This is a genomic window from Phormidesmis sp. 146-33 (assembly GCF_052939515.1).
Map to the genome: position 1 here is coordinate 46,155 of NZ_JBJPHU010000006.1, position 23,698 is coordinate 69,852.

The window sequence follows — 23,698 nt, forward strand, 5'->3', positions numbered from 1 at the left end:
AGACAGGGAGTCCCAAATGGTTCGAGACATTGAACGAATTAGACCCAGAGACCTTTCAGATCCAAATGTCCAAACTTCAGGACAGCTAAACGGGCAGTTTCCCCCATCGGCACCTGCTGCAAACCCTGTCTTTTATCGTACCTACAGCCGCAAAATTGCTGACGATCGCCGTGAATCTTGGCAAGAAGTCAGCGATCGCACCATTCAAGGACTCGCCGAACTGGGACAGCTTACCGCAGAAGAGCGCACTCTGATCGAGAAGATGCAGCAGTCGATGCGCTGTCTACCGTCTGGACGCTGGCTGTGGGTGGGCGGCACGGGCTGGATTGCTAAACCCGAAAACTTCTCAGGCTCCTACAATTGCACCAGTACCAATGTGACCGACTGGCGATCGTTCGGCTTGATGATGGATCTGTCCATGATGGGATCAGGGACAGGTGCCGTTTTAGAACCCAAGTACACAAGCCAACTTCCAGTCATTCGCAATCGCTTGAAGATTCGATCAGTTAGTGAAATCGGGTCTCAGCCTGTCGATCAGCGTCAAGACCAGACAGAACTCTTTGTCAAAGGCAATCAGGTGACGATTCGAGTCGGTGACAGTCGTCAGGGTTGGGTGGCTTCTTACCAGAGCTTATTAGAACTCTCAACCGACGATCGCTTCACCAGTGATGTAGAAATCATCGTTGACTTGAGCCATGTCCGCCCCGCAGGTGAGCGCCTCAAAGGATTTGGCGGTGTGGCTAACCCTGTCCGGTTACCGGGACTATATGAACGCTGTGCTACGGTTCTCGATCGGGCGATCGGTCGTCAACTCACGTCTGTCGAGTGCTGCATTCTCATTGACGAAGCCGCCGCCTGTGTCGTGGCCGGCAATATTAGGCGCTCAGCGGGGATGCGTCAAGGCAGTAGTGAAGATGTAGAGTTTGCGGGAGCGAAAGATAACCTTTGGCAACAAGATGCTGAGGGCAATTGGCGAATTGACCCCGATCGTGATGTTCTTCGCATGGCCAATCACACTCGCGTCTATCATCATCAGCCCACTGAGCAAGAATGTATCGATGCCGTTCGCAAGCAGTTTTACTCCGGGGAAGGCGCGATTCAGTATGCACCCGAAGCGATCGCTCGCTCTAACGCAGATATTCTCACCACACTGGAACTAAAGACTGAGTTTCTACGGGCTTACAACGCAAGTCAAGGGCAACAATGGATACAAGAACATTATCCAAAAATGCCGACTCAAGAATTAGAACATCGGCTGGGACGCTACGGACTTAACCCATGTGGGGAAATTTTGGGAGAAAATTTTCACTGTAACCTTTCTGAAGTTCACCTCAATCAGCTTGATCCGTTTAACTTCAACGAACAAGAAGAAGCCTTTACAGCGGGTGCGTTGTCGGTTGCGGCATTGTTGAACCACAAGTTTAATGAGCCTCGCTATCAGTATTCTCGTGAGCTTGATCCGATCGTCGGCGTTTCCTTCACCGGACTTTTCGATTTCTTTGTGAATGCTTTTGGCGTGGAGTGGCTGCGCTGGTGGGAGGTGGGTAGACCTGATACGGTCACGGGCTTACAGTTCAAGCAAAAAGAACAGGAGTATCTAACTCGCTGGCGAGAAATCGTGCATCGGGTCGTTGGAGAGTATTGCGATCGTCACAACCTGCGTCGCCCCAATCGCTGCACCACCGTCCAACCTGCCGGAACCAAATCGCTGCTCACTGGCGCAAGTCCTGGATGGCATCCGCCCAAAGCCCAACGGTTCATTCGTCGGATTACGTTCCGCAAAAACGATCCGGTAGCGATGGCTTGTCTAGATTATGGTTACAGCACTGTCCCTTCCCAATCTGACAAAGACGAAGCGGGTAACTTGCTGAATGATCCGTTTGATCCGCGCTGTACTGAGTGGTTAGTTGAAATTCCGGTCGAAGTGCCTTGGGCCAGCATTCCAGGAGCCGATGAGATTGAGATCGAAAAGTTCTCAGCGATCGCTCAGATGGATTTCTATTTGCAAGTTCAGCGCTACTACACGGCTCACAATACCAGCGCAACTATTGAACTTCGCGAAGATGAGATCGAAGCGTTGGCATCTCGAATCTATCAAGCGATCGACCAAAACGAAGGCTACATCAGTGCTGCATTGTTAGCGCGATTTGATGCACCTTTCCCCCGGTTGCCGTTTGAGAAAATCGATCGAGCCACCTTTGAGCAGCTTCAACAACAAGTGCTTTCACGTCAGAAAACGACCGATTTCTACACGGCTCTGACTCGCTACGATTCGGGTGAAGTGGTCGCCGAAGGGCCCGCCGGATGCGATAGCGATAAGTGCATGATGCCTGAGAAGAAAGGTTAGAGCGATCGGTTTTGTTTACTCCCCGTTTTCCACAGTGAAGGCGGGGAATTTTGATCATCTAGCCCATTTTTTTCTGCCATGTTGTTAGAGCAAGATTGACGATCGTCTCTAGAGAATTATCCTCCCTCTGATACCTCATACGTGATGCATAGTAATCATATTTGGTGGCACAGAGTTTGCTTGCTGGCGAACAGAAAGCGCGAGGGGGCTTGCCAGCTTTAAGATCTCTTGCGCGGTAATACTCAAACCATTCTCTAGAGGTTCTTAATTTACCTAACCCTGTACCGACACTTGCAAGATGGGTGACATGCTTCCAATCTGTCCAGATGCGATGACGACCCACCGCAAAGTTTTGTTGACGTTTTTGGTAAGGAACCCACAAGAATAGAATGAGTTGAGCCGTTTTGCTGTCAACTAGAAACTCTACACACTGCTTCCTTTTTCCTGGTTGTCCGTATAGAATAGTGTCTTGCTCAGGCATCTCTTGTATGCGTGGATCAAATCTGAGAACTTGCTCTCGAATGCTGAGAACTTGCTCTCGATCTACAACTGACATTCCACCCAACACCTCCAATAATCTTGGTGGAGGCGATGGTAAATCAACATTCTTAAGTTGAAGAATCTCTGTATATGGAATGGGTGCTTTGCAAACTGGTTGTTGTTCAAGATTTTGAAGCGATATCCAGAAGGAGGAATCTAAGTCCTGCTGAACACAAAAACTTAAAAATTCAGTCTCTAGCTTTGAATACTTTCGATCAATTAAATTGTGACGATGAAAACTAGGAGCAATCCCAATCAGGCGAACGGGTTGGCTATAGTCAATTTGGTCAAACCAAGGCTTTTCACTGATTAGATTGTCGTAGTAACGAGTAAGTTGCTGAACGAGGTATCGGTCTTCAGCATTTTTCATCTCAATAATGACTAGCTCTCGGTTTAAGCCAACCGCAATAATGTCACAAATCTCACCTTTACAAATAAATTGACGAGCAATAGGTTGGATTGGAAAGAGCGTATTCAAGTTCTCCCAGATAAGAGATTCTAAGATGCTTTCATTTTCAAACGCCCATCCACCAGAAACGCGAGTTAGCATTTAAAGCTCTGCTATAAATATGAATAATTTAGCTTATTTTATACAGGATGCTGTGATTCAACCACTGATAATACTTAATTCTCATGGTGCTTACTCTTGCTATCGAGGCGAGGATTTTAGCGATCGTCGCGCACGATCGAGTTCCCATCGCGTTAGATAATTGAGAGAAGTCGATCGGGCGTAGGCAGGTGGTCAACTCCTCGACTATCAAAGCTAAAATAAATCCTATGGAACAAGAAGTCATCACCCTCCTCTCTAGCCGCGAAATTGACAAAATGCGTCGTGCCGGACACCTAGCCGCACAGCTACTCGACCACCTCGAACCCCTCGTCAAACCCGGCGTGACGACCCTGCAACTCAATGACGAAGCCGAACGCTGGACGCAGGCACACGGAGCCAAGAGCGCACCCCTCGGCTATCACGGCTTTCCCAAATCGATCTGCACCAGCGTCAATGAAGTTGTCTGTCACGGCATCCCCAACGCTAAACAAATTCTCAAAGACGGCGACATTATCAATATCGACGTAACGCTGATTCTCGACGGCTACCACGGCGACACCTCCAAAATGTACCTCGTCGGCGAACCGTCTCCTTTGGCCAAACGACTCGTCGAAGTCACCGACAAATGCCGTCATCTCGGAATCGAGCAGGTCAGACCTGGCGCAAAAATCGGCGACATCGGGGCAGCCATTCAGGAATATGCAGAGTCTCAAGGGTTCTCTGTAGTGAGAGATTTTGTGGGTCACGGCATCAGCAATATTTTTCACACCGCGCCTCAGATTCCTCACTATGGCAAACGCGGCACGGGTAAAAAGCTGCGTCCCGGAATGGTCTTTACGATCGAACCCATGATCAACGAAGGCACCTGGGAAGTCGAAGTTCTCAAAGACAAATGGACGGCCGTCACCAAAGATCGTAAACTCTCAGCCCAATGCGAACATACGCTCGTCGTCACGGCAACCGGGTATGAAATTTTGACGCAGAACTAAACGCTGAACTAAGAGAAAGTAGATTCTGCTACCTGGGGAGCGTTACACAACTGTCGCAGACTGGATCGAAACTCTGCATCTAGATAGTGACTTTGCAGAGTTTGCCACTGTTCGCAGGCATGAGCAACATTGCGATCGAGATGTCGAGCCACCGTCGGACAACTCTCCTCAAGAGAAACCTGTAATCGCGTTATCAAATAATCTTGCATCACAGCGCTGTCTTGAATCTGCCCCAACACTTCTTGAATCGTCTTAAACTCATCCACCTGCGTCGCGTAGTGATCGTCATAAAAATCGACAAACAGTTCGGTTTGATAGCGTACCCGTTTCATTTGTTTGCGAAGATCGTGCAGCGTTGAGCTGTGTTGATTGAGAAATTGCCCGATCGTCTCAGGCTGTAGTGGAGGAACTGTGGCTTTGCCACTTTCAAAGGTGGCCCCGACGAGCCAAGCAGGATGAAGCAACGTTTTGCTAATCAACGGCAACAATAGATCAGGTAACACTTCTAGAATTGGCAGTTGAGCGATCGCATCGTATTTAGGCTTGTCTAACCAGTGATCAAAGGCATCTTTGAGATCTTGGTATTTACTACTTTTTAGGGTCTGTTTTAGCTGATCAAAATCCTGTTTGCGCTGCTTGTGCATCTTTTTGAGCAACGTGGTCAATTTCGACTGTTCTGCTTTGGGCAAATCGGTTTGCTGTTGAGCTTCGAGCGCTGCGGTCAACACATCCAGATCGCGAACCGCCCCCAACGACTGAGCAACCCTGGCAAGACGACGATCGCTGGCGGCTGTGGGCAACTCGATCGCAAACCCAAACACTTGAATTGCCGTCCGCAACCGTCGGATTCCCACCCGCATTTGATGCAAATATTCTGGATCTTTGTCTTGCAAAACGTCTAATTCGTGTTTGACAAATTTTTTGAAATGTTTAGCGATCGCCTGGTAAGCAAAGTTCTCTAGCGTTTCCTCTTGAGCAGGCTTTTGCATTGGCTTCTCTAGGGTTGTCTTCATAGCTGTCGGTATCTATCGTCATCTAGCAGGATAAGAGAACGCTAACCTCTTAATCTTCCTGCTAATGGGATAACTCCTTAAAAACAGGGGGAATTAAAGGCTGATTGGAGAATTTATTAGTTAGAACTGATTAGTTAGAGTTTATTAGTATTTAAGACAAGAATAGGAATATGTGAGATTAGCGATGCAGCTTGAACTGATTGCTCGATCGCCTGAAGGTAACAAAAGTGGCCAAAGTGTTCTATTTATTCACGGTGCCTATCATGGCGCATGGTGTTGGGAAGAACATTTTCTAGATTATTTTGCTCAGTTGGGATATTTTGCCTACGCGCTCAACTTGCGAGGACATGGAAATAGTGACTCAAGCTCTCAAAAAGTTAGTTTTAGTGAATATTTGGAAGATATCGATCGAACAATACAAAAAATTGAGAAACCGACCATTCTAGTCGGTCATTCACTGGGTGGGATGCTGGTTCAAAAATATATTGAAAAAAACTCTGTGCCTGCCGCAGTCATCATGTCTACAAGTACACCGTCAGGATTGCGTGCCGTAGGACTTCGCTTTCTTCGCCTTTATCCTGCTAAAACAATTCAAATGCTGTTGACTTCTAACCCAGATGTTTTGTGGCATTCTTCACAAGTCATTCAAAGCTTTTTCCTACCCAACAAGCTAACCGAAGAGGCAAGAAATCAATATAGTCAGAAAATTGTAAATCAATCTGAATCCGGATATTTAATGTTAAAAGAGCTAACGTCTCTAAAGTTTAATCGCCCTGTAAAACCTCAGCAGGTATTAGTCATTAAGGGTACAAAAGATCCCTTAGTTCCAGACAAGGAGTGTACAAAGATTGCTAATATTCACCACACAAAGCCTATCTTGCTAGGCGACCTTTCTCACGATCTAATGTTGGGAGAAGATTGGAGGATTTCGGCAGACATCATTTTAGAATGGCTCCAATCTCAAGGTCTAAATTAGGGTTACATGCCTGGTTGACCTGGGATGAGTTCAAAACTGGTTGCAGTCGCGGAACTCGATCGCCACAAACCGAAACATCCTCTTTTGAAAGCGCTACCATAAAACGAGCAGATTTACACTCAATCTAGAAATTTAGATAGCACCTAGCACATAATTTCTACCGAAAAAACACTGGTTTTTATTTGTTCTGTGAAATTTTCGCGAGAAAATTATGTAATTTTGACAAAGAATTGCTTGAGGGGTTTCACCCTACACCCCAAAGGTGACATACTGTGTTCAGTAGATGCACCCTGATGACAGGGGGAGTTGCGAGATGCGACCCTCCCTTTTTTCTTATCTATCGGCTTTCTGAAATCATCCTCTACCCCTTTGACTTGATATAATCCGCTCTCATGGATCGATAAGGGAAGGGAGATAGGATTATGGCAGATTGGCAGCAGGTTTCGGGTGGGGTGACAGCCCCCAAGGGATATCGATCGACAGGCATCACCGCAGGACTCAAGCCGTCCGGTCTCCCTGACTTAGCACTGATTGTCTCTGATGCAGACGCGATCGCTGCCGGAGTATTCACCACTAGCCAAACGAGAGCGCCTGTCGTCGATTATTGTCGAGAACGCCTTCAGGCAAAGTCGATCGCCCGCGCTATTCTCTGCAACGCCGGACAGGCCAACGCCGCCACCGGGACTCAAGGCATGATAGACGCGCTAGAATCTGCCCAACTCGTGTCTCAAGCCTTAAACATTTCCTCAGATTTAGTCTTGCTGGCCTCGACGGGCGTGATCGGGCAGCGGATTAAAATGGATGCCATTCGATCGGGCATTCCCCAACTAATTGCCACCTTGAGCGAAACGGGTTCGGACGCGACCGCTAGAGCCATCATGACGACGGATTTAGTTCCTAAAACGATCGCTTTAGAAACGATGATTGGCGATCGTCCCGTCCGAATGGGAGGCATTGCCAAAGGGTCAGGCATGATTCACCCCAATATGGCAACGATGCTGTCTTTTGTCACTTGTGATGCGGCGGTGTCGTCCCAACTGTGGCAACAAATGCTGAGTCGAGCCGCCGATCGCAGCTTCAATCAAATCACCGTCGATGGAGACACCAGCACCAATGACACGCTGATTGCTTTGGCCAATGGTCAGTCTCGCACCCCCGCCATTACCGAGATGGGAGCCGATGCCGACAAGCTAGAAGCGATGTTGACAGAAGTGTGTACCTATCTAGCGAAAGCGATCGCGCGGGACGGTGAAGGAGCCACCTGCCTGATCGAGGTGCAAGTTTCGGGGGCCCCAGACGATGATGGTGCTCGGCAAATTGCCAAAACGATCGCAGGGTCTTCTCTCGTCAAGTCCGCAATTTTTGGACGCGACCCCAACTGGGGAAGAATCTCAGCCGCTGCGGGACGGGCAGGCATCCCCTTTGAGCAAAGCGAACTTCAGATCAAGCTGGGCGACTTTTTGATGATGCAAAACGGACAGCCTCAAATGTTCGATCGTCCTTCTGCCAGCGAGTATCTCAAACAAGCCGCCGCCGGAGCTTATCTGCAAGAAGACACCGTTCTCATCTCAGTCAGTGTCGGCAACGGATCAGGAAGCGGCAAAGCCTGGGGCTGCGATCTTAGCTACGACTATGTGAAGATCAACGCAGAATACACGACTTGACATCCTCTACGCCCACGGTGAATCTTTATCCCACAAACTAGCAAGACCACTTCCTCCCTCCTCCCTCCTAATCCGGGTCTTGCAAATACCGCCGAGGATTGCCCTTTTGTCCTGGTTGCGCTTGCTGACGATACCAGCGTTGCCAATTTTTGGAACTGCGAATCGCTAACCAGAGTAACAGTAGGGCAATAATTCCCCCTTGGCGGGGCGCATCAAAGGCAAATAGTACCAGCGCAACACACAAAATATCTTGAAAAAAAATAATCCATAAAGGTAAACCGCTCAAACGGTAAAACCAGCCGACCTGCACCAGTTGTAAGACCAGGGCCAGCAAGCCTCCCACTGCCCCCAATAGATTAGACAACCAGCCGGGAACATCGGTTGCTTGGGCGATCGCCATTCCCATCATTGCCCCCACCATCGGACTGAGCAAAAGTTGAACGATTTGTAGCGATCGCTGTCCAACGCGATTCTTTGATGCGAAGATTTCCAACAGCGACCAACTGACCAGCACACCCAGCACGATCGGCGGCGACAGACGAGACAAAATGGGCACCCGCGACCACAACTCTCCTCCAAAGACGAGACCAATGACCAGCAGCGGTAGGGCAATTCTCATTCCTGCGGCCGCCGACGCAGAGAGAACGGCCAGGAGAAGTTCAATCATGGGCTAAGAAGGGTTATCAAGAGGGGCAGACAGTTAAAGCCGTTTGGGGGCGACGAACTTCAGGAATCGTTTCTTCATCGTGAAGGAACCTCATCTATCTTTGCATTTGCTTTCTAGATAAGCCGGAAAAATAACAGTTATGGCAGATTCTCTCTTATCGGATGCGGCTCGACAGTTAGAACGGGCACTAAAGTACACTTCGGTTTCTGAGGATACGATCGAGTCGCTCAAATTTCCCAAAGCCAGCCTTACGGTTTCGATTCCGGTGCGAATGGATGATGGGTCGCTGAAGGTGTTTCAAGGTTATCGGGTTCGTTATGATGACGCTCGCGGGCCAGGTAAGGGAGGTGTGCGCTATCATCCCAACGTTTCGCTTGATGAGGTGCAGTCTCTATCGTTTTGGATGACGTTTAAGTGTGCGGCGCTGAGTTTGCCGTTTGGGGGCGCAAAAGGGGGCATTACGGTCAACCCCAAAGCGCTGTCTCGACTCGAATTGGAGCGGTTGAGCCGGGGGTATATTGACGCGATCGCTGACTTTATTGGCCCCGATGTCGATATTCTGGCTCCCGATGTCTACACCAACGCGATGGTCATGGGCTGGATGATGGATCAATACAGCATTATCAAGCGGCAGCTTAGTCCCGGCGTGGTGACGGGCAAGCCGATCGCAATGGGAGGCAGTCTAGGACGGGAAGCGGCGACGGCGATGGGGGCGTTTTATGCGATTGAAGCAATTTTGCCGAAGTTCGATCGCGTTCCACAAACCACAACCGTTGCCGTTCAAGGGTTTGGCAATGCAGGAGGGACGCTGGCGGACTTGCTATTCAAAGCGGGCTACAAGGTGGTGGCGGTCAGCGATTCTCAAGGCGGAATCTATGCCAAAAATGGGTTAGATATTCCCAGTGTGCGCCAGTTCAAAGATTCGACTCGTGCAATGAAAGCCGTTTATTGTGAAGGGACGGTCTGCAACATTGTGGATCACGAGGTGATTACCAATGAGGAACTGTTGGCGTTAGACGTGGATATTCTGATTCCTGCTGCCTTAGAAAAGCAGATCATAGAAACAAACGCTCCCGCAGTCAAAGCCAAACTAATTTTTGAAGTGGCCAACGGGCCGATCACCTCTGCCGCCGATCCCATTCTTGAAGCTAAGGGAATTTATGTCTTTCCTGACATTTTGATCAATGCAGGAGGCGTAACCGTCAGCTACTTTGAATGGGTGCAAAACCGCAGCGGCATGTACTGGACGATCGGCGAAGTCAACCAGAGCCTTCAGCGCAAAATGATCGACGAGACAGAACAAATCTGGACGATCGCGCACACCCACTCCATCCCCATGCGAACAGCCGCCTACGTTCACGCTTTAAATCGACTAGGAGAAGCGATCGATGCCAAAGGTACCCGCCTCTACTACAACGCCCACTAAAGGCAATAGACTCAAGACATAGGACATCAAATGCTGTTCTGCCTGGAGTCTAAAGTCCAGAGTCCCGTTTAATTTTGAGGTGCGATCGACAAGGTGTAAGGATTGCGTCCCTGGGCACGATCGCCCACATAGACTTGATACTTTCCTTTTGTCCAGCGTCCTGGAATTTCGATTTTGCCACCCGACAAGCTATCAGCTTGCACACAGAAGTTTTGCCCTTGAGATCCGGTAATTAGTAGCGTCGGTTCGCCTGATCCTTGAAGGCTAAAGCGAAGATTGGCATCAGCCGTCACCTGGATAACGTGATTGGGCGTATTGTTAATAAACCCTGCACAGCTTGCATCTTTTTTAGGGCCGCCAGAAGTTCCATTCAGGGTCATGGTTTGCGAGTTTGGAGCGATCGCAACTGTTTGACTCACTGCAAGATTTCCTATTGCCAAAACAGCGGCCAGCGCAGTCGGAATTGTTGCCCAACGAGATAGTTTCATCGAATTCACCCCCAACAGAGACGAGACTTATATAGATTTAGTATCGCAAGCCACGAAAGTCCTTAAGAGCCGAGTTGTTACTGTTTGTGAAGTGTCACGGGGAAGGAGCGCCAAGCCTTTACACAATCAGGGTTTTCATACCAGTTCATACTTTGATGCTGCGGACTTCAGATTTTGGACTTCAGACTTAGACAAAACAGCATTAGAGCCTAACGCACATTCCTTTATTTCTTAAGACGACCAAAGTTCTCGGAGGTTTCTAATGAAAACATCGTGAAGGCTAAAAAAGATTACGCTATCTGAGATGAAAACACGATATGAGTTTTGAGTAGAAGCTTCCTAACCCCATCCCCATGAACGACCTCGACATTCGAGAATGGCTACTCACTAACGGGCTAGGCAGCTTTGCCAGTGGCACCATTTGTGATGCGCGTACTCGCACTTATCATGGGTGGTTGATGGCGGCGCTTGATCCCCCCGATCGCTGCACGCTACTGCTTTCTCACATTGATGCCAGTCTAGAAATCGCTGGATTTGTCTTCTCACTGGGGACAAACTTTTGGCATGACGGTACGGTGTCTCCGAAAGGGGAAATGCTGCGATCGTTCTCGCCTGATCCGGTGCCGACCTGGGTTTGGCAACAAGATGACTGGGCATTGACTCGTCAGATTCTCATGCCCTACGGGTTAGAAAAGCAGGATCAAGAAGCGTCTGGTTTACCTGAGTTTAGTCATCGTGTGTTGATGCAATATCGCTATCAGGGGCAAAAAGTAGCGGTTTTGAGATTGCGTCCTTTGATTGGCGATCGCCCCCTTCATCAACAGCAACACCAATCCCCTGATCTGAGCTTTTCTCAACTGGTCGAGCCACACCATCTGAGTTTGCAATCGATGCGGCCGGGTCAAGTCGGAACCCCGTGGCAACTTTGCTGGAGTCAAGGACAATATCAGCCTGACAGCGTTTGGTACTGGAATTTTCACTATCCCGAAGAAACTCAACGCGGCTTAAATGATTGCGAAGATCTCTATAGTCCAGGATACATTTCAACCAGACTGCACGCTGGAGAAATGATCACATTAGAAGCAAGCGTAGGATTGACAGCCGAATCACTAAAGCTCACCAGCGAAACGTTTGATCGCGAACTCCAACAACAAACCGATCGGATTGCACCCTTGACCAACACAGCCTCATCAAACTTTCAGAAAAGACTATTAGAAACGAGCGATCGCTTTGTCGCCTTTAGAAGCACAACCGGAACGCCAACGCTCATTGCGGGTTACCCCTGGTTTAGAGATATCGGACGCTTTACCTTAATCTCACTTCCTGGATTAGCCCTGACGACACAACGCTATTCACTGGCGCGATCGCTATTAAAAACACTCGGACAATACTGCTATCAAGGGCTGATTCCCAATGGCTTTGCCGAACCTGACGGAAAGCCCATCTACAACAGCATCGACACCTCACTCTGGTGGATCGAAATGCTCGGACTCTATCTAGAAGCCAGCCAAGATTGGGACTTTCTCACTCAACAGTACGGCGTAGTCAAACAAATCTACAAATCTTTTACAGCCGGGACGCTTTACAACATTCGCATTGATGCCTCCGATGGACTGGTGATTTGGGATGATGCCACGATCGCCCTCACCTGGATGGATGCCCGCGTCCACGATCGACCCGTCACTCCCCGCCGAGGCAAACCGATCGAAGTGAATGCGCTCTGGTATTCTGCGTTGTGTTGGGCCACTCAGTGGGCTACAGCTTTGAGTCGATCGGATGCCACCAATGCTGCCCTCGTCAACCAAGCCCGTCGCTATGCCGATCAAGCCAGTCAGGTAAAGCAGTCTCTTCAGCGATTTTGGAATGCTGATCGCAGCTATCTATTTGACGTGATCACCCCGGACGATCGCAGCGACCCGACCCTTCGACCCAATGCAGTTTTGGCCCTGTCGCTTCATCACTGTGCGTTTTCTTCAGACCAGGCAAGACAGATTTTGCAGGTGGCCCGCGATCGACTCCTGACTCCCTATGGCTTACGAACGCTTGACCCCACTGATCCCAATTATCAAGGACGCTATGAAGGCGCGGTCTGGACGCGAGAATTGGCTTACCATCAGGGCACAGTTTGGAGTTGGTTACTCAGTCCTTTTTTGCGGGCATGGAATCATTTTTATGCGGATTGTCCCCTGCCATTTGATTGGCAGCCGTTGCAGACTCATCTAGAGCAGCAGGTTTGTTTGGGCGCGATTTCAGAATTGTTTGATGGCGATGCACCGCATCTACCGAGAGGAGCGATCGCCCATGTCGGCACCATTGCCGAACTTTTACGCTGCTTAGACGAATGCACAGACTTCTAACCAAGTTTCATTTCATCCAAAAATGTTGCGATAAATCAAGAGTGATTGCTGGGTTGATCAACTCAAGTCAATTGTCAGGAAATCATGTTAAAAACTAAAAGAAATCTTAAATTCTTCTGCTTTTGAATCACTGCGCGGTAAATAGCCTTTCCCATCGTTTTACTTGAGCTTGATCGCCCCAAAACCAGGAGCAATCCGCAAACTCATTCACCCGGAGGCTGTTATGTCGGGACTCATTCCCAGACCTCAGAGAGAGCGTCACTTGCCTAACTTAGATCATTGGAATGAGCCGTTTGAGCCAGAAGTAGCGGCTTCTAGCAGGGTGACGAATGCCTCTCAGGAGCACGACCGCGTGGTGGTGTTGGTCGATGGCTCTAATCTGTTTTATGCAGCATCGGTCTTGAGTGTTGGCATCGATTATGCAAAGCTTCTGCAATTTTTAGTCGGGGGGCGGCGACTGGTACGGGCTTACTTTTACACCGGAGTCGATCGCAGTAACGAAAAACAACAGGGATTTTTACTTTGGATGAGCCGCAACGGATATCGCGTCGTTGCTAAAGAGTTAATTCAGTTTCCAGATGGCACTCGTAAGGCTAATTTGGATGTTGAAATGGCGGTCGATATGTTGAGGTTGTCAGGTTGTTGTGACACGATCGTTTTGCTTAGTGGAGATGGAGATCTCGCTTATGCAGTCAATTCGGTTAGTTATCGGGGCGTGCGGGTCGAGGTGGTGAGCCTTTACTCAATGACCAGTGACAGCTTGATCAATGTGTCTGACCTCTACACCGATCTGGCAACCATCAAAGACCAAGTTCAGCGAGAGGAAAGCGATCTCTCCGAGTTACCCTCCAGGGGTCGCGAATCTCAGTCACCCACCTGGCTAAATATTCGTCGTGATTGAGTTCGATTTGCTCTTGTTTATTCTTGTTTATTAGTGTGAATTTGATGGATGCGGCTTCGGTGTTGACGGCTTCTGCCCCCCAAGCTGCCAATTTTGGGGGACTTTAAGAGTGACTTGAATTGATCGTTTTAGCTGCGATCGTAGATGCACTAAAATCAAGATCGAGCCTTTTGGAGAAAAGAAATTGCCTACTCTCGGCGTTAACATTGACCACATCGCCACTATTCGTCAAGCACGACGCACTGTAGAGCCTGACCCCGTTGCGGCCGCCGTCCTCGCAGAACTAGCCGGAGCCGATGGCATTACCGTTCATCTGCGCGAAGACCGTCGCCACATTCAAGACCGGGATGTACGGCTGTTGCGTCAGACGGTGAGAACTCATCTCAATCTAGAAATGGCAGCGACTGATGAAATGGTGGCGATCGCCCTCGATATCAAACCCGATTACGTCACCCTCGTCCCCGAAAAGCGTCAAGAAGTCACCACCGAAGGCGGATTAGACATTGCAGGGCAGCGTGATCGTATGCAGCAAGTTGTCGCCCAACTCCAAGACGCTCACATTCCGGTCAGCTTATTCATTGATGCAGATTCTCACCAGATTGCAGCCTCCGCCGCCACAGGCGCAAAATTTATCGAACTCCACACCGGACAGTATGCCGAAGCTCACAGCGAGTCCGATCGCCAAAAAGAATTAGAACTCTTAGCCAAAGGCTGTGAACAGGCGATCGCCGCTGGCCTGCGCGTGAATGCGGGACACGGTTTGACTTATTGGAATGTTTTTGCGATCTCAGGTCTCCCAGGCATGGAAGAATTGAATATTGGACACACGATCATCAGCCGGGCCGCCCTGGTCGGGTTAGAACGAGCCGTGCGCGAGATGAAACAAGCGATTCGAGGAGAACTTTGAACGTGAAGATCTTGGCTTAGGATCGTGAATTAAACAACCTGTAATCTCGCGATTTCGCTTCGTTTAATTCGGCTTCTGCCCCCTAAATCACCCAAATTTGGGGGACTTTGAACCGCGAAACTGCCTCAAATTCTAGAATGTCTGCTTTCTCAAAGTCTCCCAGAATGCGGGATTTAGGGGGCGAAGCAACCAGGCAATCATCGACCTTATTCAATTCACGATCCTTAGAGATTCGTCGAACCTCACACTCAAACCGCCCAAATCATCCTTTTGCCATCCAAACTACAAATTTAAGCAAATGACGACTTACTATTACGTTTTGGCCAGCGAGAAATTTCTCATCGATGAAGAACCGATCGCAGAAGTGATCAAGGAACGAACTCGCAATTATCGAGAAAACGAAAAGGAAATTGATTTTTGGCTAATTCGTCAGCCTGCCTTTTTGGAAGCGCCCGAATTGGCATCCGTCAAAGCTGGCTGTCCGCAACCCGCAGCGGCGATCGTGTCTACCAATCCTCAATTCATCACCTGGCTAAAACTGCGATTAGAATACGTGATCACCGGGCAGTTTGAGGCTTCAGAAACCATTCCTCAACCGCTTGCGTCACTGTCTTCTGTCTCATAGGCGCTTCGGATTTCAGAGATTAGATTGAAGCTCATCGGTAAAATCACTCAAACCCGTCCGACTAAATTTGAAACAAATCGCCTGAGACCGTCTAAAATCTAGAATCCAAAAGTCAAAACTCACTATGACTCGATCGTTACAGGTATTTCTTACAGTTGCAGGGTTGGCGATGACGGCCACAAGCACGATGGCGCAGACCTCCTATCCTCAGTGTCAGCCCCCCAAGTCCGGCGAGTATCTGTTATTGGTTCTCAACAAAACTTCAGAAACCCAGTCCAAAGTCCGGAGTGTGTTGCCCAACAATGCAGATGCGACGGTCTGTAACTACCTGGAAAATGTGGTGACTCGTGTGAGTGGCTTTAGTTCGGTTGAGACGGCTAACTCGTGGGCCCAATACCTCACCCAAACCGTTGGACTCCAAGCCTTTGTCGCCCGCTCAACTCAGACTCCGACAGCGACTCGCCCCCCCGAACCTGCACCTCTGTCGGCCAAAGCCTCTGATCCATCGACCTACAACCCTCAACCGCTTGGGACTGGATATGCCGTCTTGGTCAGCTACTTTGATCGTCCAGAATTGGCGGGACAAGTCCAGCAGGCATTGAGCAAAGAAGTGGGTCTGGTCTCCTATGGTCAGCGTCCCTATCTGTTAGCCATTCAAACGACGGATCAGGCGATCGCTAACTCAACTTTACAGAAACTCAGCGATCGCGGCTTTTGGGCGATGGTTGTCGATAGCCGTCGCGTCACCCTTTTGAGATCTGCGGTGAGTGTGCCTGCGATCGGCGGCAGGTAGCTTTACTTCAAATTATTTACTTTAGATTAAAGGCAAACTCGGCGACACAAGAAATCGCAATTCCCAAAATCGAGCCGACAATCACCTGAACGGGCGTGTGTCCGAGCAGTTCTTTGAGACGTTCTTCGGTAAATTGATGTTCGCCCTGAAAGAATTCGTCGATCATCTGGTTGAGAATTTGTGCCTGCTTTCCGGCTGCCCGTCTCACACCCGCCGCATCATACATGACGATAATGGCAAACACGGTGGCGATCGCAAACTCACTGCTGGCCCATCCCGATGTCTGCCCGACTCCTGCCGCCAGCGCTGCTACCAACGCCGCATGAGAACTGGGCATTCCACCACTTTCGACCAAAACCTTCAAGTTAACCTTCTGATTGACGACTAACTCAACCAATAGCTTTGTAGCCTGAGCAATCAAACACGCGACGAGAGCGATCAGCAGCACTCGGTTGTCTAAAATGGTGCCAAAGTCCTGCATAGGGGGGAGGGATGAGGGATGAAAGGGTTTGGTGGGTTGTTCAGTTGGTTTGAATCGGCACTTTTTATCGGTAGTTCTTAGTGGGTTCGAGCGGTGATAAAGTCCGCGATCGCCATCAGAGGTAGGGCGCGATCGCCAAATCCTGATACGTCTGACTTGGCTTGCTCGACGAGTTGTTGGGCTTGTTTTTTGGATTCGTCGATGCCCCAAAAGCTGGGATAGGTAGCTTTTTGAGCGCGTAGATCTTTGCCGACTGATTTGCCCAATTCTTCTTGAGTGGACGTGATATCTAAGACATCATCGACGATTTGAAAGGCTAGTCCGATCGCTTGAGAATATCGAGTCAATTTCTGAACATCTGTTTCGGAGGCCCCGGCTAAAATAGCGCCACTGACCACCGAAGCTTCGAGTAAAGCGGCCGTTTTGTGGGCGTGGATGAAATTGAGCGTCTCAATCTTGACATCACAAACGCCTTCACAATGGAGGTCAACAGCCTGTCCGCCGACCAGCCCCGCAGCCCCGACGGCCCGCCCCAATCGAGCAATGACTTTGACGAGACGATCGGCAGGCACGTTCTGAGTTTCTTCCGCAATATGCTCAAAAGCGTAAGCCAGCAGCCCATCGCCCGCCAAAATCGCCACCGCTTCGCCAAAAACTTTGTGGTTGGTGAGTTTGCCCCGCCGATAGTCGTCATCATCCATCGCAGGCAAATCGTCATGAATCAGCGACATCGTGTGAATCATTTCTAACGCGCAGGCGGTTGGCATCGCCATATCGATCGTTCCTCCTGCCAATTCGCACGTTGCTAGACAGAGGATCGGCCGTAGCCGCTTTCCACCGGCCAGCAGAGAGTAGCGCATCGCTTCGTAGATCTGCTCAGGGTAGACGATCGGAAGCGAACGATCGAGGGCCGCTTCTACCTTTTTTTGTCTTGCCGCGAGATAAGCCCGCAGATCAAACTGAGGCGCTTGTTTAGAAAACTGTGTTCCGTCCGTCACCACCATTAGAGTCCCTCCTACTGAGCCTTGCTTCCCATTGGGCAAATTTTGCATTAGAGATTTTATAAAAATGAGAAAGGTGAAAATCAGTTTTTAGTTCTCAACCCTCAAAGCTTTTGCGAATAGCTCCACACTGTATTGTGCAACAGCATGGTAACAGTCATCGCACCCACCCCACCCGGAACAGGCGTTAAGTATCCTGCGACCTGCTGCACCGCATCAAAATCGACATCTCCAACCAGACGACTTTTGCCCGTCGCGTCAGTTACGCGATTGATCCCCACATCGACCACCACGGCTCCCGGTTTGACCATTTCGGCTGTGACCAGGTTTTGACGACCGACTGCTGCGATCAAAATGTCAGCACTTTGGGCGATCGCCGTCAGGTCATGAGAGCGAGAATGGGCGATCGTCACCGTCGCATCCGCCTCCAACAACATGAGTGCAATGGGTTTCCCCACCAAAATACTACGCCCAATGACGACCGCTTGTTTGCCTTTACAATCAATTTGATATTCTTCGAGCAGCTTCATCACGCCGGCGGGTGTACAGCTTCTCAGCCCCGGTTCGCCGCGCAGCAGTCGCCCTAGATTAAAGGGATGCAACCCGTCTGCGTCTTTGTCGGGATTGATTTGATTGAGCAGAGCGACACTATCGAGGTGATTGGGTAGCGGCAGTTGTACCAGAATGCCATCGACGCGATCGTCCTGGTTTAATTCTCCGATCGTTTGCGCTAATTCTGCTTGAGTCGTCTCGATCGGAAAGTGTTTGCCAAACGAGGCGATTCCCACGGCTGCACAGGCGCGTTCTTTGTTTCGCACGTAGGCGGCGCTGGCGGGATTGTCTCCGACCATCAGTACAGCCAAACCGGGAGGACGATTTTGAGCTTGCAGGGTTTGCACCTGTTGGGCTAACTCGGTCTGCATTTTTTGGGCGAGGGCTTTACCGTCGAGGAGAATCATGGGGGATGAGGGATGAGGGATGAGGGATGAGGGATGAGGGATGAACTTAGAATTGGGAGGTTTGGCTGAATGCGGGTGATCTTCCGCTCAGTTTGGCAGATTTGGACTACCTTGTAATGGGTTGCTGGATTTGACTTTGGGTGTGGCGGTTCGATCGCCAGCCTTGATTGTAGATGTCCCGGATTGTGAGTTAAACCATTTGAGGCGGTGGGGGTTATGCGATCGCTCTTCTCGGTCTTCTCTTGTGTTGGGCTGGTCTTTTTGGTGGGTTGTGGGTCTCCTCAAGCGTCTGAGCCAGTTCAACCGGGGGCGGTGTTTTCAGTGTTGGATTTTGGTACGACCAAGATCAGTGAGATTCAAAAGGGTAAAACGAATTATACGGTGCGGTTGCAGGGCAAAATTGTCGCTCAAGCGCCGCTCCTGGGTCAACGGGCTTTTGAGCTTCAAGATGCGACGGGGAAGATTTGGGTTGTGACAAAAGAAAAGCTGCCAGTGGCGACTGAGGTGAAAGTGACTGGAAAAGTTCGCTATCAAAGTATTCTGCTAGACGGTCGAGAGTCGGGCACGGTCTATCTTGAGCAACAGGGAGCCGTTGAGGTCGTTTCTGTGGGCAAAACTTCATGAATCGGATTGACGACTTTGTAGCCGCACCAGATGAAACTCGCGTTCAGGTAGCGATCGCCATTCTTACTCGTGAGAATCAATTCTTAATGCAGCTACGCGATGATCTGCCCAATATCGTCTATCCCGCCCACTGGGGCATGTTTGGCGGACACTTGGAACCCGGAGAAACACCCGAAATCGCCGTCCAGCGGGAAGTAGTCGAAGAGATCAATTATGTAATGCCGATCGTTCAGCGGTTTGGCTGCTATGTCGATGAGAAGGTGATTCGCTATGTATTTTATGCGCCGCTCAAGGTGGAGTTGTCAGAGTTGACGCTGATGGAAGGCTGGGACATGCAGCTACTGACTCGCGAAGAGATTCGGCGAGGGGAACGGTATAGCGATCGGGCGCAGCAGATTCGACCGTTGACCGAAGGGGCGCAGCGAATTTTGTTAGACTTCATCGAGCAGGCAGATTAAAAGTAGTACAAATTGTCTAATTCGATGGATCTGGTGAAGTTGCAAAAGGCTCTTGCAGTTGAGGCGGAGCATGGATTCAATAACCTGGAGGGGAATCGTTACCACTTCAATGAATTTTTGCGCCTCAACTTGAGTGAACCTGCGGCAGATCTGCCTGTCGATCGCCAAAAGTGTCAAGAAATTGCCCAAAAGTTTGCAGGGTACGCCGATCTATCTTTTTCTGAACGACAGCATCTAGTGGCTGAGACCAGACGATTTCTGTATCAAGTTCACAAAGACACCACGCACAGCAAAACGGCAGAATCTTCCCAGTCACCAGACCCAAAACCCACGATCAAAACCCCCAAAACGGCTCCGGTTGCGGAAGTCAATCGCGATCTTTCTCTCGATCAAAAATTAACGTATCTGCCCGGAATTGGCCCAAAAAATGCCGAGAAACTGGCGAAGTTGGGGCTGTACACGGTGCGGGATGTGCTGTATTACTACCCGCGTGACCATGTGGACTATGCGCGTCAGGTGAGCATCCGAGAATTGCAGGTCGGCGAGACGGTGACGTTGGTGGGAACGATCAAAAGCTGTAGCTGTTTTACCAGTCCGCGCAACAGTAAGCTGACGATCGTCGAACTTGTAATTCGAGACAGCACAGGTCAGATGAAGATCAGCCGATTTTTTGCAGGAGCGCGTTACAGCAATCGAGGCTGGCAAGAACAACAAAAGCGCCAGTTTCCCGTTGGGGCCGCGATCGCTGCATCCGGTCTGGTCAAAGAAACCAAGTTTGGTAAAACGCTCGAAGATCCGGATTTGGAAATTTTGGATCACTCAGGCGATGCGATTGATTCCCTGACAGTCGGGCGGATCATTCCTATTTATTCGCTGACCGAAGGGGTGGGTGCTGATCTGGTCAGAAAAACAGTCGTCGCCTCACTTCCAGCCGTTTCCAAACTTCAAGAAGCGCTGCCTCCCGGACTGCTTGATCACTATCAGTTGATTGGATTAGCGGAAGCGATCGCTCACATTCACTTTCCCCCTGACAGCGAGACGTTGGCGGCGGCTCGACGGCGGTTGGTGTTTGACGAATTTTTCTATCTGCAACTCGGTCTGCTCAAGCGACGACAAGAACAGCAGCAGATTCAGAAAAGCGCGATTCTGGCTCCCCAGGGCGAACTGATTCACCGATTTACGGAGAGTTTGCCCTTCCAATTTACAGGCGCACAGCAGCGAGTTATCAACGACATTCTGAATGATTTGCAAAAGCCCAGTGCGATGAATCGGTTAGTTCAGGGCGATGTCGGATCGGGAAAAACGGTCGTAGCGGTGGTGGCGATTTTGGCGGCGATCGAGGCAGGCTATCAAGCCGCATTCATGGCACCGACTGAAGTTTTGTCAGAACAGCATTACCGAAAATTGGTTGGCTGGTTCAATTTACTCAATCTGCCTGTGGAGTTGCTGACAGGTTCGACCAAGGCCGCCAAACGTCGCGAAATTCATGCCCAACTCGAAACGGGACAGTTGCCGCTTTTGGTGGGGACTCACGCCCTGATTCAGGACACTGTGAACTTTCAGCGATTGGGCCTGTGTGTGATTGACGAGCAGCATCGATTTGGCGTTCAACAACGCGCCCGACTCCAGCAAAAAGGCGAGCATCCTCACGTTTTGACCATGACGGCGACTCCCATTCCTCGCACGTTGGCCTTGACCCTGCACGGCGATTTGGATGTAAGCCAGATTGACGAATTACCTCCCGGCCGCAAGGCGATTCAGACCACTGCGCTGATGGGACGCGATCGCCCACATGCCTACGATTTGATCCGGCGAGAAATTGCTCAGGGTCGCCAGGTTTACGTCGTCTTACCGCTGGTCGAAGAGTCTGAAAAATTGGATTTGAAGTCGGCGATCGAAGAGCATCAAGAACTTCAAGAAAAAGTCTTTCCCGAATTCAAAGTCGGCTTGCTGCACGGACGCATGACCTCAGCCGAAAAAGACGAATCGATCACCAAATTTCGCGACAACGAAACTCAAATTCTCGTCTCAACCACCGTCGTCGAAGTCGGGGTAGACGTTCCCAACGCTACCGTCATGCTGATCGAACACGCCGAGCGATTCGGATTGTCACAATTACACCAGCTTCGAGGGCGAGTCGGTCGAGGGGGATCTCAGTCGTTCTGTTTGTTAATGAGCAGTTCTAAAGCAGAGACGGCAAGACAGCGATTAAATGTACTAGAACAGTCTCAAGACGGCTTCTTTATTTCTGAGATGGATATGCGATTTCGCGGGCCCGGTGAAGTGTTGGGAATGCGTCAATCAGGACTACCAGATTTTGCTTTAGCCAGTTTAGTCGAAGATCAAGACGTTCTAGAAGTGGCACGAGAAGCCGCCGAAAAAGCGATCGCCAAAGACCCCAGCCTCGATCGTTTCCCCGCCATGAAAGCCGAATTAGCATACCGTTACCAGCGCTTAATGGGTGGCGCAATTTTGACCTGACGTTAAGACTGTTTCGGTTTTTTCTCAAGAATTGGACGAATCATTTCAAGCTGTTGATGCCATTCTTCTTCGGTTTTTGGAGGATGAAATAAAACAGCTTCCGAATCAGGACTGCGCCGAGAAAAAAAGGATTCGATCGCATCCAAATCATCGCGATGTTGTAAACAATAAGTCCTCAATTCTTTCCAAGACATTTTGTTGTAGTCAGGTTTCATTGATGAATCTCCAAGTTCCATCTCGATAAATCACAATCTGAATTTCATCACTTACAAAAAGGTAGATTTCACCCGTCCTATCACTGTATCGAAAGAGTTCAGCACTTTGATAGAAGTTCGACAAAGTTTGAAAAACTCGAATACATGTCAATCCTTGATCAGCAGTCGGTAAAATAGATCACTCCTCAGCTTTTATTTAGGGCGAATCAGACGGCTTCTTCTTCGATCGCTTCTCAATCTCTGCGCGTATCACTTCCTCTTGTTCCTTCCATTCTTCTAACGTTTTGGGTGCAGAAAACCAGGTCGCTTCTGAATCGGGACTGCGACGCGCAAAGAAAGATTCTATTGCCTCCAGATCATGACGATTTTGAAGAATATAAGCTCTCAATTCTTGCCAAGACATTGCATCATAATTGGGTTTCATCTACAAACCTCCATCTGCCATTACGGGGAATAATAATTTGCAACTCTTCACCAGCGAAGATGTAAATTTCGCCAGATTCTGTACTGAATCGAAACAGTTGAATATTACGGTACAGGTCAGAAAGCATCTGACAGACGCAAACGGTCGTGAAGTTTTGTTCGGCAGTCGGTAAAATGGCTCACTCCTCAATTTTGACACAATCATTTTCTCTGGTTCTGATCGTCTCAACACGGATGTAAACTTGTGTTAAGTTCTCTTATCTACAAGACTATGAACCGTCGATCGCTCCTCACTTTCTTCCTTTCCTGCTGTCTCGTTTTGCTGGCTGTGGTTCCTTCTGCGCTAGCGATGGGTGGCAAACTTCCGCCAATTAATGAGCCTGCTCCAGAGTTTGCGCTGCCCACAAATACCGGAGACGGTCAGATTTCGCTGGCAGACTATCGAGGCAAATGGATCGTCGCCTACTTTTACCCCAAAGATTTCACATCAGGCTGCACGATCGAAGCCAAAAAATTTCAGCAAGATTTACCGAAGTATCTCGATCGCAACACTCAAATTTTGGGTATCAGTGCCGATGATGTCGATTCTCACGCCGATTTTTGCGATTCTGAAGGGCTAAAATTTCCGCTTTTGGCCGACACTACAGGCGCAACCAGCAAAGCTTACGGCTCTTGGATGGGCGTTGTCTCATCGCGTCACACCTTCATCATCGATCCCGCAGGCACCCTCAAAGCCACCTTCACAGGCGTAAATCCGATCGTCCACAGCCGCGAAGTCCTGGCTAAACTAGACGAACTCCAGAAAGGCTGAGA

26 protein-coding genes are annotated in these 23,698 nt (G+C 49.6%); 14 read left to right on the forward strand and 12 right to left on the reverse strand.

Annotated features, from left to right (window positions below; genetic code table 11):
- Positions 1-16 precede the first annotated feature (16 nt).
- Complete coding sequence (gene nrdJ / locus ACJ2PR_RS04190; protein WP_446876050.1) at positions 17-2,347, forward strand: ribonucleoside-triphosphate reductase, adenosylcobalamin-dependent; 2,331 nt, start codon at positions 17-19, stop codon at positions 2,345-2,347.
- A gap of 58 nt (positions 2,348-2,405) precedes the next feature.
- On the opposite strand, the gene ACJ2PR_RS04195 is transcribed toward nrdJ, so the two are convergent.
- On the reverse strand, positions 2,406-3,437 hold the full coding sequence (locus ACJ2PR_RS04195; protein ID WP_446876051.1) for a recombinase RecB: 1,032 nt from the start codon (positions 3,435-3,437) through the stop codon (positions 2,406-2,408).
- Between the two features lie 227 nt (positions 3,438-3,664).
- On the opposite strand from ACJ2PR_RS04195, the gene map reads away from it, so the two are divergent.
- Positions 3,665-4,426 (forward strand): type I methionyl aminopeptidase, encoded by a 762-nt coding sequence (gene map / locus ACJ2PR_RS04200; RefSeq protein WP_446867681.1) that lies wholly within the window; start codon positions 3,665-3,667, stop codon positions 4,424-4,426.
- 8 nt (positions 4,427-4,434) lie between these two features.
- Here map and ACJ2PR_RS04205 read toward each other — a convergent pair whose 3' ends face one another.
- Positions 4,435-5,439: a CHAD domain-containing protein gene (locus tag ACJ2PR_RS04205; RefSeq protein WP_446876052.1), complete on the reverse strand. Its 1,005-nt coding sequence runs from the start codon at positions 5,437-5,439 to the stop codon at positions 4,435-4,437.
- Positions 5,440-5,623: 184 nt separating this feature from the next.
- Between ACJ2PR_RS04205 and ACJ2PR_RS04210 the strand changes: the two genes are divergently transcribed.
- Both ACJ2PR_RS04210 and argJ read left to right on the forward strand, forming a co-directional pair.
- Entirely contained in the window at positions 5,624-6,415 is a 792-nt protein-coding gene (locus tag ACJ2PR_RS04210; protein ID WP_446876053.1) for an alpha/beta hydrolase, read from the forward strand.
- 422 nt (positions 6,416-6,837) lie between these two features.
- A complete protein-coding gene (argJ, locus tag ACJ2PR_RS04215) occupies positions 6,838-8,079 on the forward strand; it encodes a bifunctional ornithine acetyltransferase/N-acetylglutamate synthase (protein WP_446876054.1) in 1,242 nt (413 codons plus the stop codon).
- Positions 8,080-8,146: 67 nt separating this feature from the next.
- Here argJ and ACJ2PR_RS04220 read toward each other — a convergent pair whose 3' ends face one another.
- Entirely contained in the window at positions 8,147-8,746 is a 600-nt protein-coding gene (locus ACJ2PR_RS04220; protein ID WP_446860614.1) for a DUF4126 domain-containing protein, read from the reverse strand.
- A 139-nt stretch (positions 8,747-8,885) separates the two neighbouring features.
- On the opposite strand from ACJ2PR_RS04220, the gene ACJ2PR_RS04225 reads away from it, so the two are divergent.
- Positions 8,886-10,172, forward strand: coding sequence for a Glu/Leu/Phe/Val family dehydrogenase (locus tag ACJ2PR_RS04225; RefSeq protein WP_446876055.1), 1,287 nt, complete (start codon positions 8,886-8,888; stop codon positions 10,170-10,172).
- Positions 10,173-10,240: 68 nt separating this feature from the next.
- Here the strand turns inward: ACJ2PR_RS04225 and ACJ2PR_RS04230 are convergent, their stop codons facing one another.
- Positions 10,241-10,660: a hypothetical protein gene (locus ACJ2PR_RS04230; protein ID WP_446860612.1), complete on the reverse strand. Its 420-nt coding sequence runs from the start codon at positions 10,658-10,660 to the stop codon at positions 10,241-10,243.
- Positions 10,661-11,013: 353 nt separating this feature from the next.
- On the opposite strand from ACJ2PR_RS04230, the gene ACJ2PR_RS04235 reads away from it, so the two are divergent.
- From ACJ2PR_RS04235 to ACJ2PR_RS04245, 3 genes are all read left to right on the forward strand, one after another.
- Positions 11,014-13,017, forward strand: coding sequence for an amylo-alpha-1,6-glucosidase (locus ACJ2PR_RS04235; protein WP_446876056.1), 2,004 nt, complete (start codon positions 11,014-11,016; stop codon positions 13,015-13,017).
- A 223-nt stretch (positions 13,018-13,240) separates the two neighbouring features.
- The gene (locus tag ACJ2PR_RS04240; RefSeq protein ID WP_446860610.1) at positions 13,241-13,918 is read left to right on the forward strand and encodes a LabA-like NYN domain-containing protein; all 678 of its coding nucleotides are present in this window, start codon (positions 13,241-13,243) and stop codon (positions 13,916-13,918) included.
- Positions 13,919-14,102: 184 nt separating this feature from the next.
- Positions 14,103-14,825: a pyridoxine 5'-phosphate synthase gene (locus ACJ2PR_RS04245; protein ID WP_446876057.1), complete on the forward strand. Its 723-nt coding sequence runs from the start codon at positions 14,103-14,105 to the stop codon at positions 14,823-14,825.
- 82 nt (positions 14,826-14,907) lie between these two features.
- Here the strand turns inward: ACJ2PR_RS04245 and ACJ2PR_RS04250 are convergent, their stop codons facing one another.
- The gene (locus tag ACJ2PR_RS04250) at positions 14,908-15,039 is read right to left on the reverse strand and encodes a hypothetical protein (protein ID WP_446876058.1); all 132 of its coding nucleotides are present in this window, start codon (positions 15,037-15,039) and stop codon (positions 14,908-14,910) included.
- An 84-nt stretch (positions 15,040-15,123) separates the two neighbouring features.
- On the opposite strand from ACJ2PR_RS04250, the gene ACJ2PR_RS04255 reads away from it, so the two are divergent.
- Together ACJ2PR_RS04255 and ACJ2PR_RS04260 are read left to right on the forward strand one after the other, a co-directional pair.
- Positions 15,124-15,450, forward strand: coding sequence for an MgPME-cyclase complex family protein (locus ACJ2PR_RS04255; protein WP_446860608.1), 327 nt, complete (start codon positions 15,124-15,126; stop codon positions 15,448-15,450).
- A 124-nt stretch (positions 15,451-15,574) separates the two neighbouring features.
- Entirely contained in the window at positions 15,575-16,243 is a 669-nt protein-coding gene (locus tag ACJ2PR_RS04260) for a hypothetical protein (RefSeq protein ID WP_446860607.1), read from the forward strand.
- Positions 16,244-16,259: 16 nt separating this feature from the next.
- On the opposite strand, the gene ACJ2PR_RS04265 is transcribed toward ACJ2PR_RS04260, so the two are convergent.
- The 3 genes from ACJ2PR_RS04265 to folD all read right to left on the reverse strand — a co-directional run bounded on the left by ACJ2PR_RS04265 (position 16,260) and on the right by folD (position 18,684).
- A complete protein-coding gene (locus tag ACJ2PR_RS04265; protein ID WP_446860606.1) occupies positions 16,260-16,724 on the reverse strand; it encodes a divergent PAP2 family protein in 465 nt (154 codons plus the stop codon).
- Between the two features lie 77 nt (positions 16,725-16,801).
- Positions 16,802-17,728, reverse strand: coding sequence for a geranylgeranyl diphosphate synthase CrtE (gene crtE / locus ACJ2PR_RS04270; protein ID WP_446867673.1), 927 nt, complete (start codon positions 17,726-17,728; stop codon positions 16,802-16,804).
- Between the two features lie 101 nt (positions 17,729-17,829).
- Positions 17,830-18,684 carry a bifunctional methylenetetrahydrofolate dehydrogenase/methenyltetrahydrofolate cyclohydrolase FolD gene (gene folD / locus ACJ2PR_RS04275; RefSeq protein WP_446876059.1) on the reverse strand — a complete coding sequence of 285 codons (855 nt, stop codon included), beginning with the start codon at positions 18,682-18,684 and terminating at the stop codon, positions 17,830-17,832.
- Between the two features lie 216 nt (positions 18,685-18,900).
- On the opposite strand from folD, the gene ACJ2PR_RS04280 reads away from it, so the two are divergent.
- Genes ACJ2PR_RS04280 through recG form a run of 3 tightly spaced genes read left to right on the forward strand, consistent with a single transcriptional unit; the run spans position 18,901 to position 22,247 of the window.
- Positions 18,901-19,308 (forward strand): hypothetical protein, encoded by a 408-nt coding sequence (locus tag ACJ2PR_RS04280; protein ID WP_446867672.1) that lies wholly within the window; start codon positions 18,901-18,903, stop codon positions 19,306-19,308.
- A complete protein-coding gene (locus tag ACJ2PR_RS04285) occupies positions 19,305-19,766 on the forward strand; it encodes an NUDIX hydrolase (protein ID WP_446876060.1) in 462 nt (153 codons plus the stop codon). Before ACJ2PR_RS04280 ends, ACJ2PR_RS04285 begins: the two co-directional genes overlap by 4 nt.
- A 33-nt stretch (positions 19,767-19,799) precedes the next feature.
- Entirely contained in the window at positions 19,800-22,247 is a 2,448-nt protein-coding gene (recG, locus tag ACJ2PR_RS04290) for an ATP-dependent DNA helicase RecG (protein WP_446876111.1), read from the forward strand.
- A 2-nt stretch (positions 22,248-22,249) separates the two neighbouring features.
- Here recG and ACJ2PR_RS04295 read toward each other — a convergent pair whose 3' ends face one another.
- From ACJ2PR_RS04295 to ACJ2PR_RS04310, 4 genes are read right to left on the reverse strand one after another with little or no spacing between them, the layout of a single operon-like run.
- Positions 22,250-22,462, reverse strand: a complete 213-nt coding sequence (locus tag ACJ2PR_RS04295) for a DUF6887 family protein (RefSeq protein WP_446876062.1) — start codon at positions 22,460-22,462, stop codon at positions 22,250-22,252.
- On the reverse strand, positions 22,452-22,637 hold the full coding sequence (locus ACJ2PR_RS04300) for a DUF6888 family protein (protein WP_446876112.1): 186 nt from the start codon (positions 22,635-22,637) through the stop codon (positions 22,452-22,454). The genes ACJ2PR_RS04295 and ACJ2PR_RS04300 overlap by 11 nt, the downstream gene beginning before the upstream one ends.
- A 21-nt stretch (positions 22,638-22,658) precedes the next feature.
- Positions 22,659-22,886 carry a DUF6887 family protein gene (locus ACJ2PR_RS04305; RefSeq protein WP_446876063.1) on the reverse strand — a complete coding sequence of 76 codons (228 nt, stop codon included), beginning with the start codon at positions 22,884-22,886 and terminating at the stop codon, positions 22,659-22,661.
- Entirely contained in the window at positions 22,870-23,061 is a 192-nt protein-coding gene (locus ACJ2PR_RS04310; RefSeq protein ID WP_446876113.1) for a DUF6888 family protein, read from the reverse strand. Before ACJ2PR_RS04310 ends, ACJ2PR_RS04305 begins: the two co-directional genes overlap by 17 nt.
- A gap of 68 nt (positions 23,062-23,129) precedes the next feature.
- On the opposite strand from ACJ2PR_RS04310, the gene ACJ2PR_RS04315 reads away from it, so the two are divergent.
- Positions 23,130-23,696: a peroxiredoxin gene (locus ACJ2PR_RS04315; RefSeq protein ID WP_446876064.1), complete on the forward strand. Its 567-nt coding sequence runs from the start codon at positions 23,130-23,132 to the stop codon at positions 23,694-23,696.
- Positions 23,697-23,698: the final 2 nt, after the last annotated feature.

What these genes read in the sequence shown, in the direction of transcription:
- ACJ2PR_RS04265 (WP_446860606.1), bottom strand. Translation starts at nt 16,724, where the DNA reads ATGCAGGACTTTGGCACCATTTTAGACAACCGAGTGCTGCTGATCGCT.
- folD (WP_446876059.1), bottom strand. Translation starts at nt 18,684, where the DNA reads ATGATTCTCCTCGACGGTAAAGCCCTCGCCCAAAAAATGCAGACCGAG.
- ACJ2PR_RS04205 (WP_446876052.1), bottom strand. Translation starts at nt 5,439, where the DNA reads ATGAAGACAACCCTAGAGAAGCCAATGCAAAAGCCTGCTCAAGAGGAA.
- crtE (WP_446867673.1), bottom strand. Translation starts at nt 17,728, where the DNA reads ATGGTGGTGACGGACGGAACACAGTTTTCTAAACAAGCGCCTCAGTTT.
- map (WP_446867681.1), top strand. Translation starts at nt 3,665, where the DNA reads ATGGAACAAGAAGTCATCACCCTCCTCTCTAGCCGCGAAATTGACAAA.
- ACJ2PR_RS04195 (WP_446876051.1), bottom strand. Translation starts at nt 3,437, where the DNA reads ATGCTAACTCGCGTTTCTGGTGGATGGGCGTTTGAAAATGAAAGCATC.
- nrdJ (WP_446876050.1), top strand. Translation starts at nt 17, where the DNA reads ATGGTTCGAGACATTGAACGAATTAGACCCAGAGACCTTTCAGATCCA.
- ACJ2PR_RS04240 (WP_446860610.1), top strand. Translation starts at nt 13,241, where the DNA reads ATGTCGGGACTCATTCCCAGACCTCAGAGAGAGCGTCACTTGCCTAAC.
- ACJ2PR_RS04280 (WP_446867672.1), top strand. Translation starts at nt 18,901, where the DNA reads ATGCGATCGCTCTTCTCGGTCTTCTCTTGTGTTGGGCTGGTCTTTTTG.
- ACJ2PR_RS04220 (WP_446860614.1), bottom strand. Translation starts at nt 8,746, where the DNA reads ATGATTGAACTTCTCCTGGCCGTTCTCTCTGCGTCGGCGGCCGCAGGA.
- ACJ2PR_RS04235 (WP_446876056.1), top strand. Translation starts at nt 11,014, where the DNA reads ATGAACGACCTCGACATTCGAGAATGGCTACTCACTAACGGGCTAGGC.
- argJ (WP_446876054.1), top strand. Translation starts at nt 6,838, where the DNA reads ATGGCAGATTGGCAGCAGGTTTCGGGTGGGGTGACAGCCCCCAAGGGA.
- ACJ2PR_RS04305 (WP_446876063.1), bottom strand. Translation starts at nt 22,886, where the DNA reads ATGAAACCCAATTATGATGCAATGTCTTGGCAAGAATTGAGAGCTTAT.
- ACJ2PR_RS04210 (WP_446876053.1), top strand. Translation starts at nt 5,624, where the DNA reads ATGCAGCTTGAACTGATTGCTCGATCGCCTGAAGGTAACAAAAGTGGC.
- ACJ2PR_RS04285 (WP_446876060.1), top strand. Translation starts at nt 19,305, where the DNA reads ATGAATCGGATTGACGACTTTGTAGCCGCACCAGATGAAACTCGCGTT.
- ACJ2PR_RS04255 (WP_446860608.1), top strand. Translation starts at nt 15,124, where the DNA reads ATGACGACTTACTATTACGTTTTGGCCAGCGAGAAATTTCTCATCGAT.
- ACJ2PR_RS04295 (WP_446876062.1), bottom strand. Translation starts at nt 22,462, where the DNA reads ATGAAACCTGACTACAACAAAATGTCTTGGAAAGAATTGAGGACTTAT.
- ACJ2PR_RS04260 (WP_446860607.1), top strand. Translation starts at nt 15,575, where the DNA reads ATGACTCGATCGTTACAGGTATTTCTTACAGTTGCAGGGTTGGCGATG.
- ACJ2PR_RS04225 (WP_446876055.1), top strand. Translation starts at nt 8,886, where the DNA reads ATGGCAGATTCTCTCTTATCGGATGCGGCTCGACAGTTAGAACGGGCA.
- ACJ2PR_RS04230 (WP_446860612.1), bottom strand. Translation starts at nt 10,660, where the DNA reads ATGAAACTATCTCGTTGGGCAACAATTCCGACTGCGCTGGCCGCTGTT.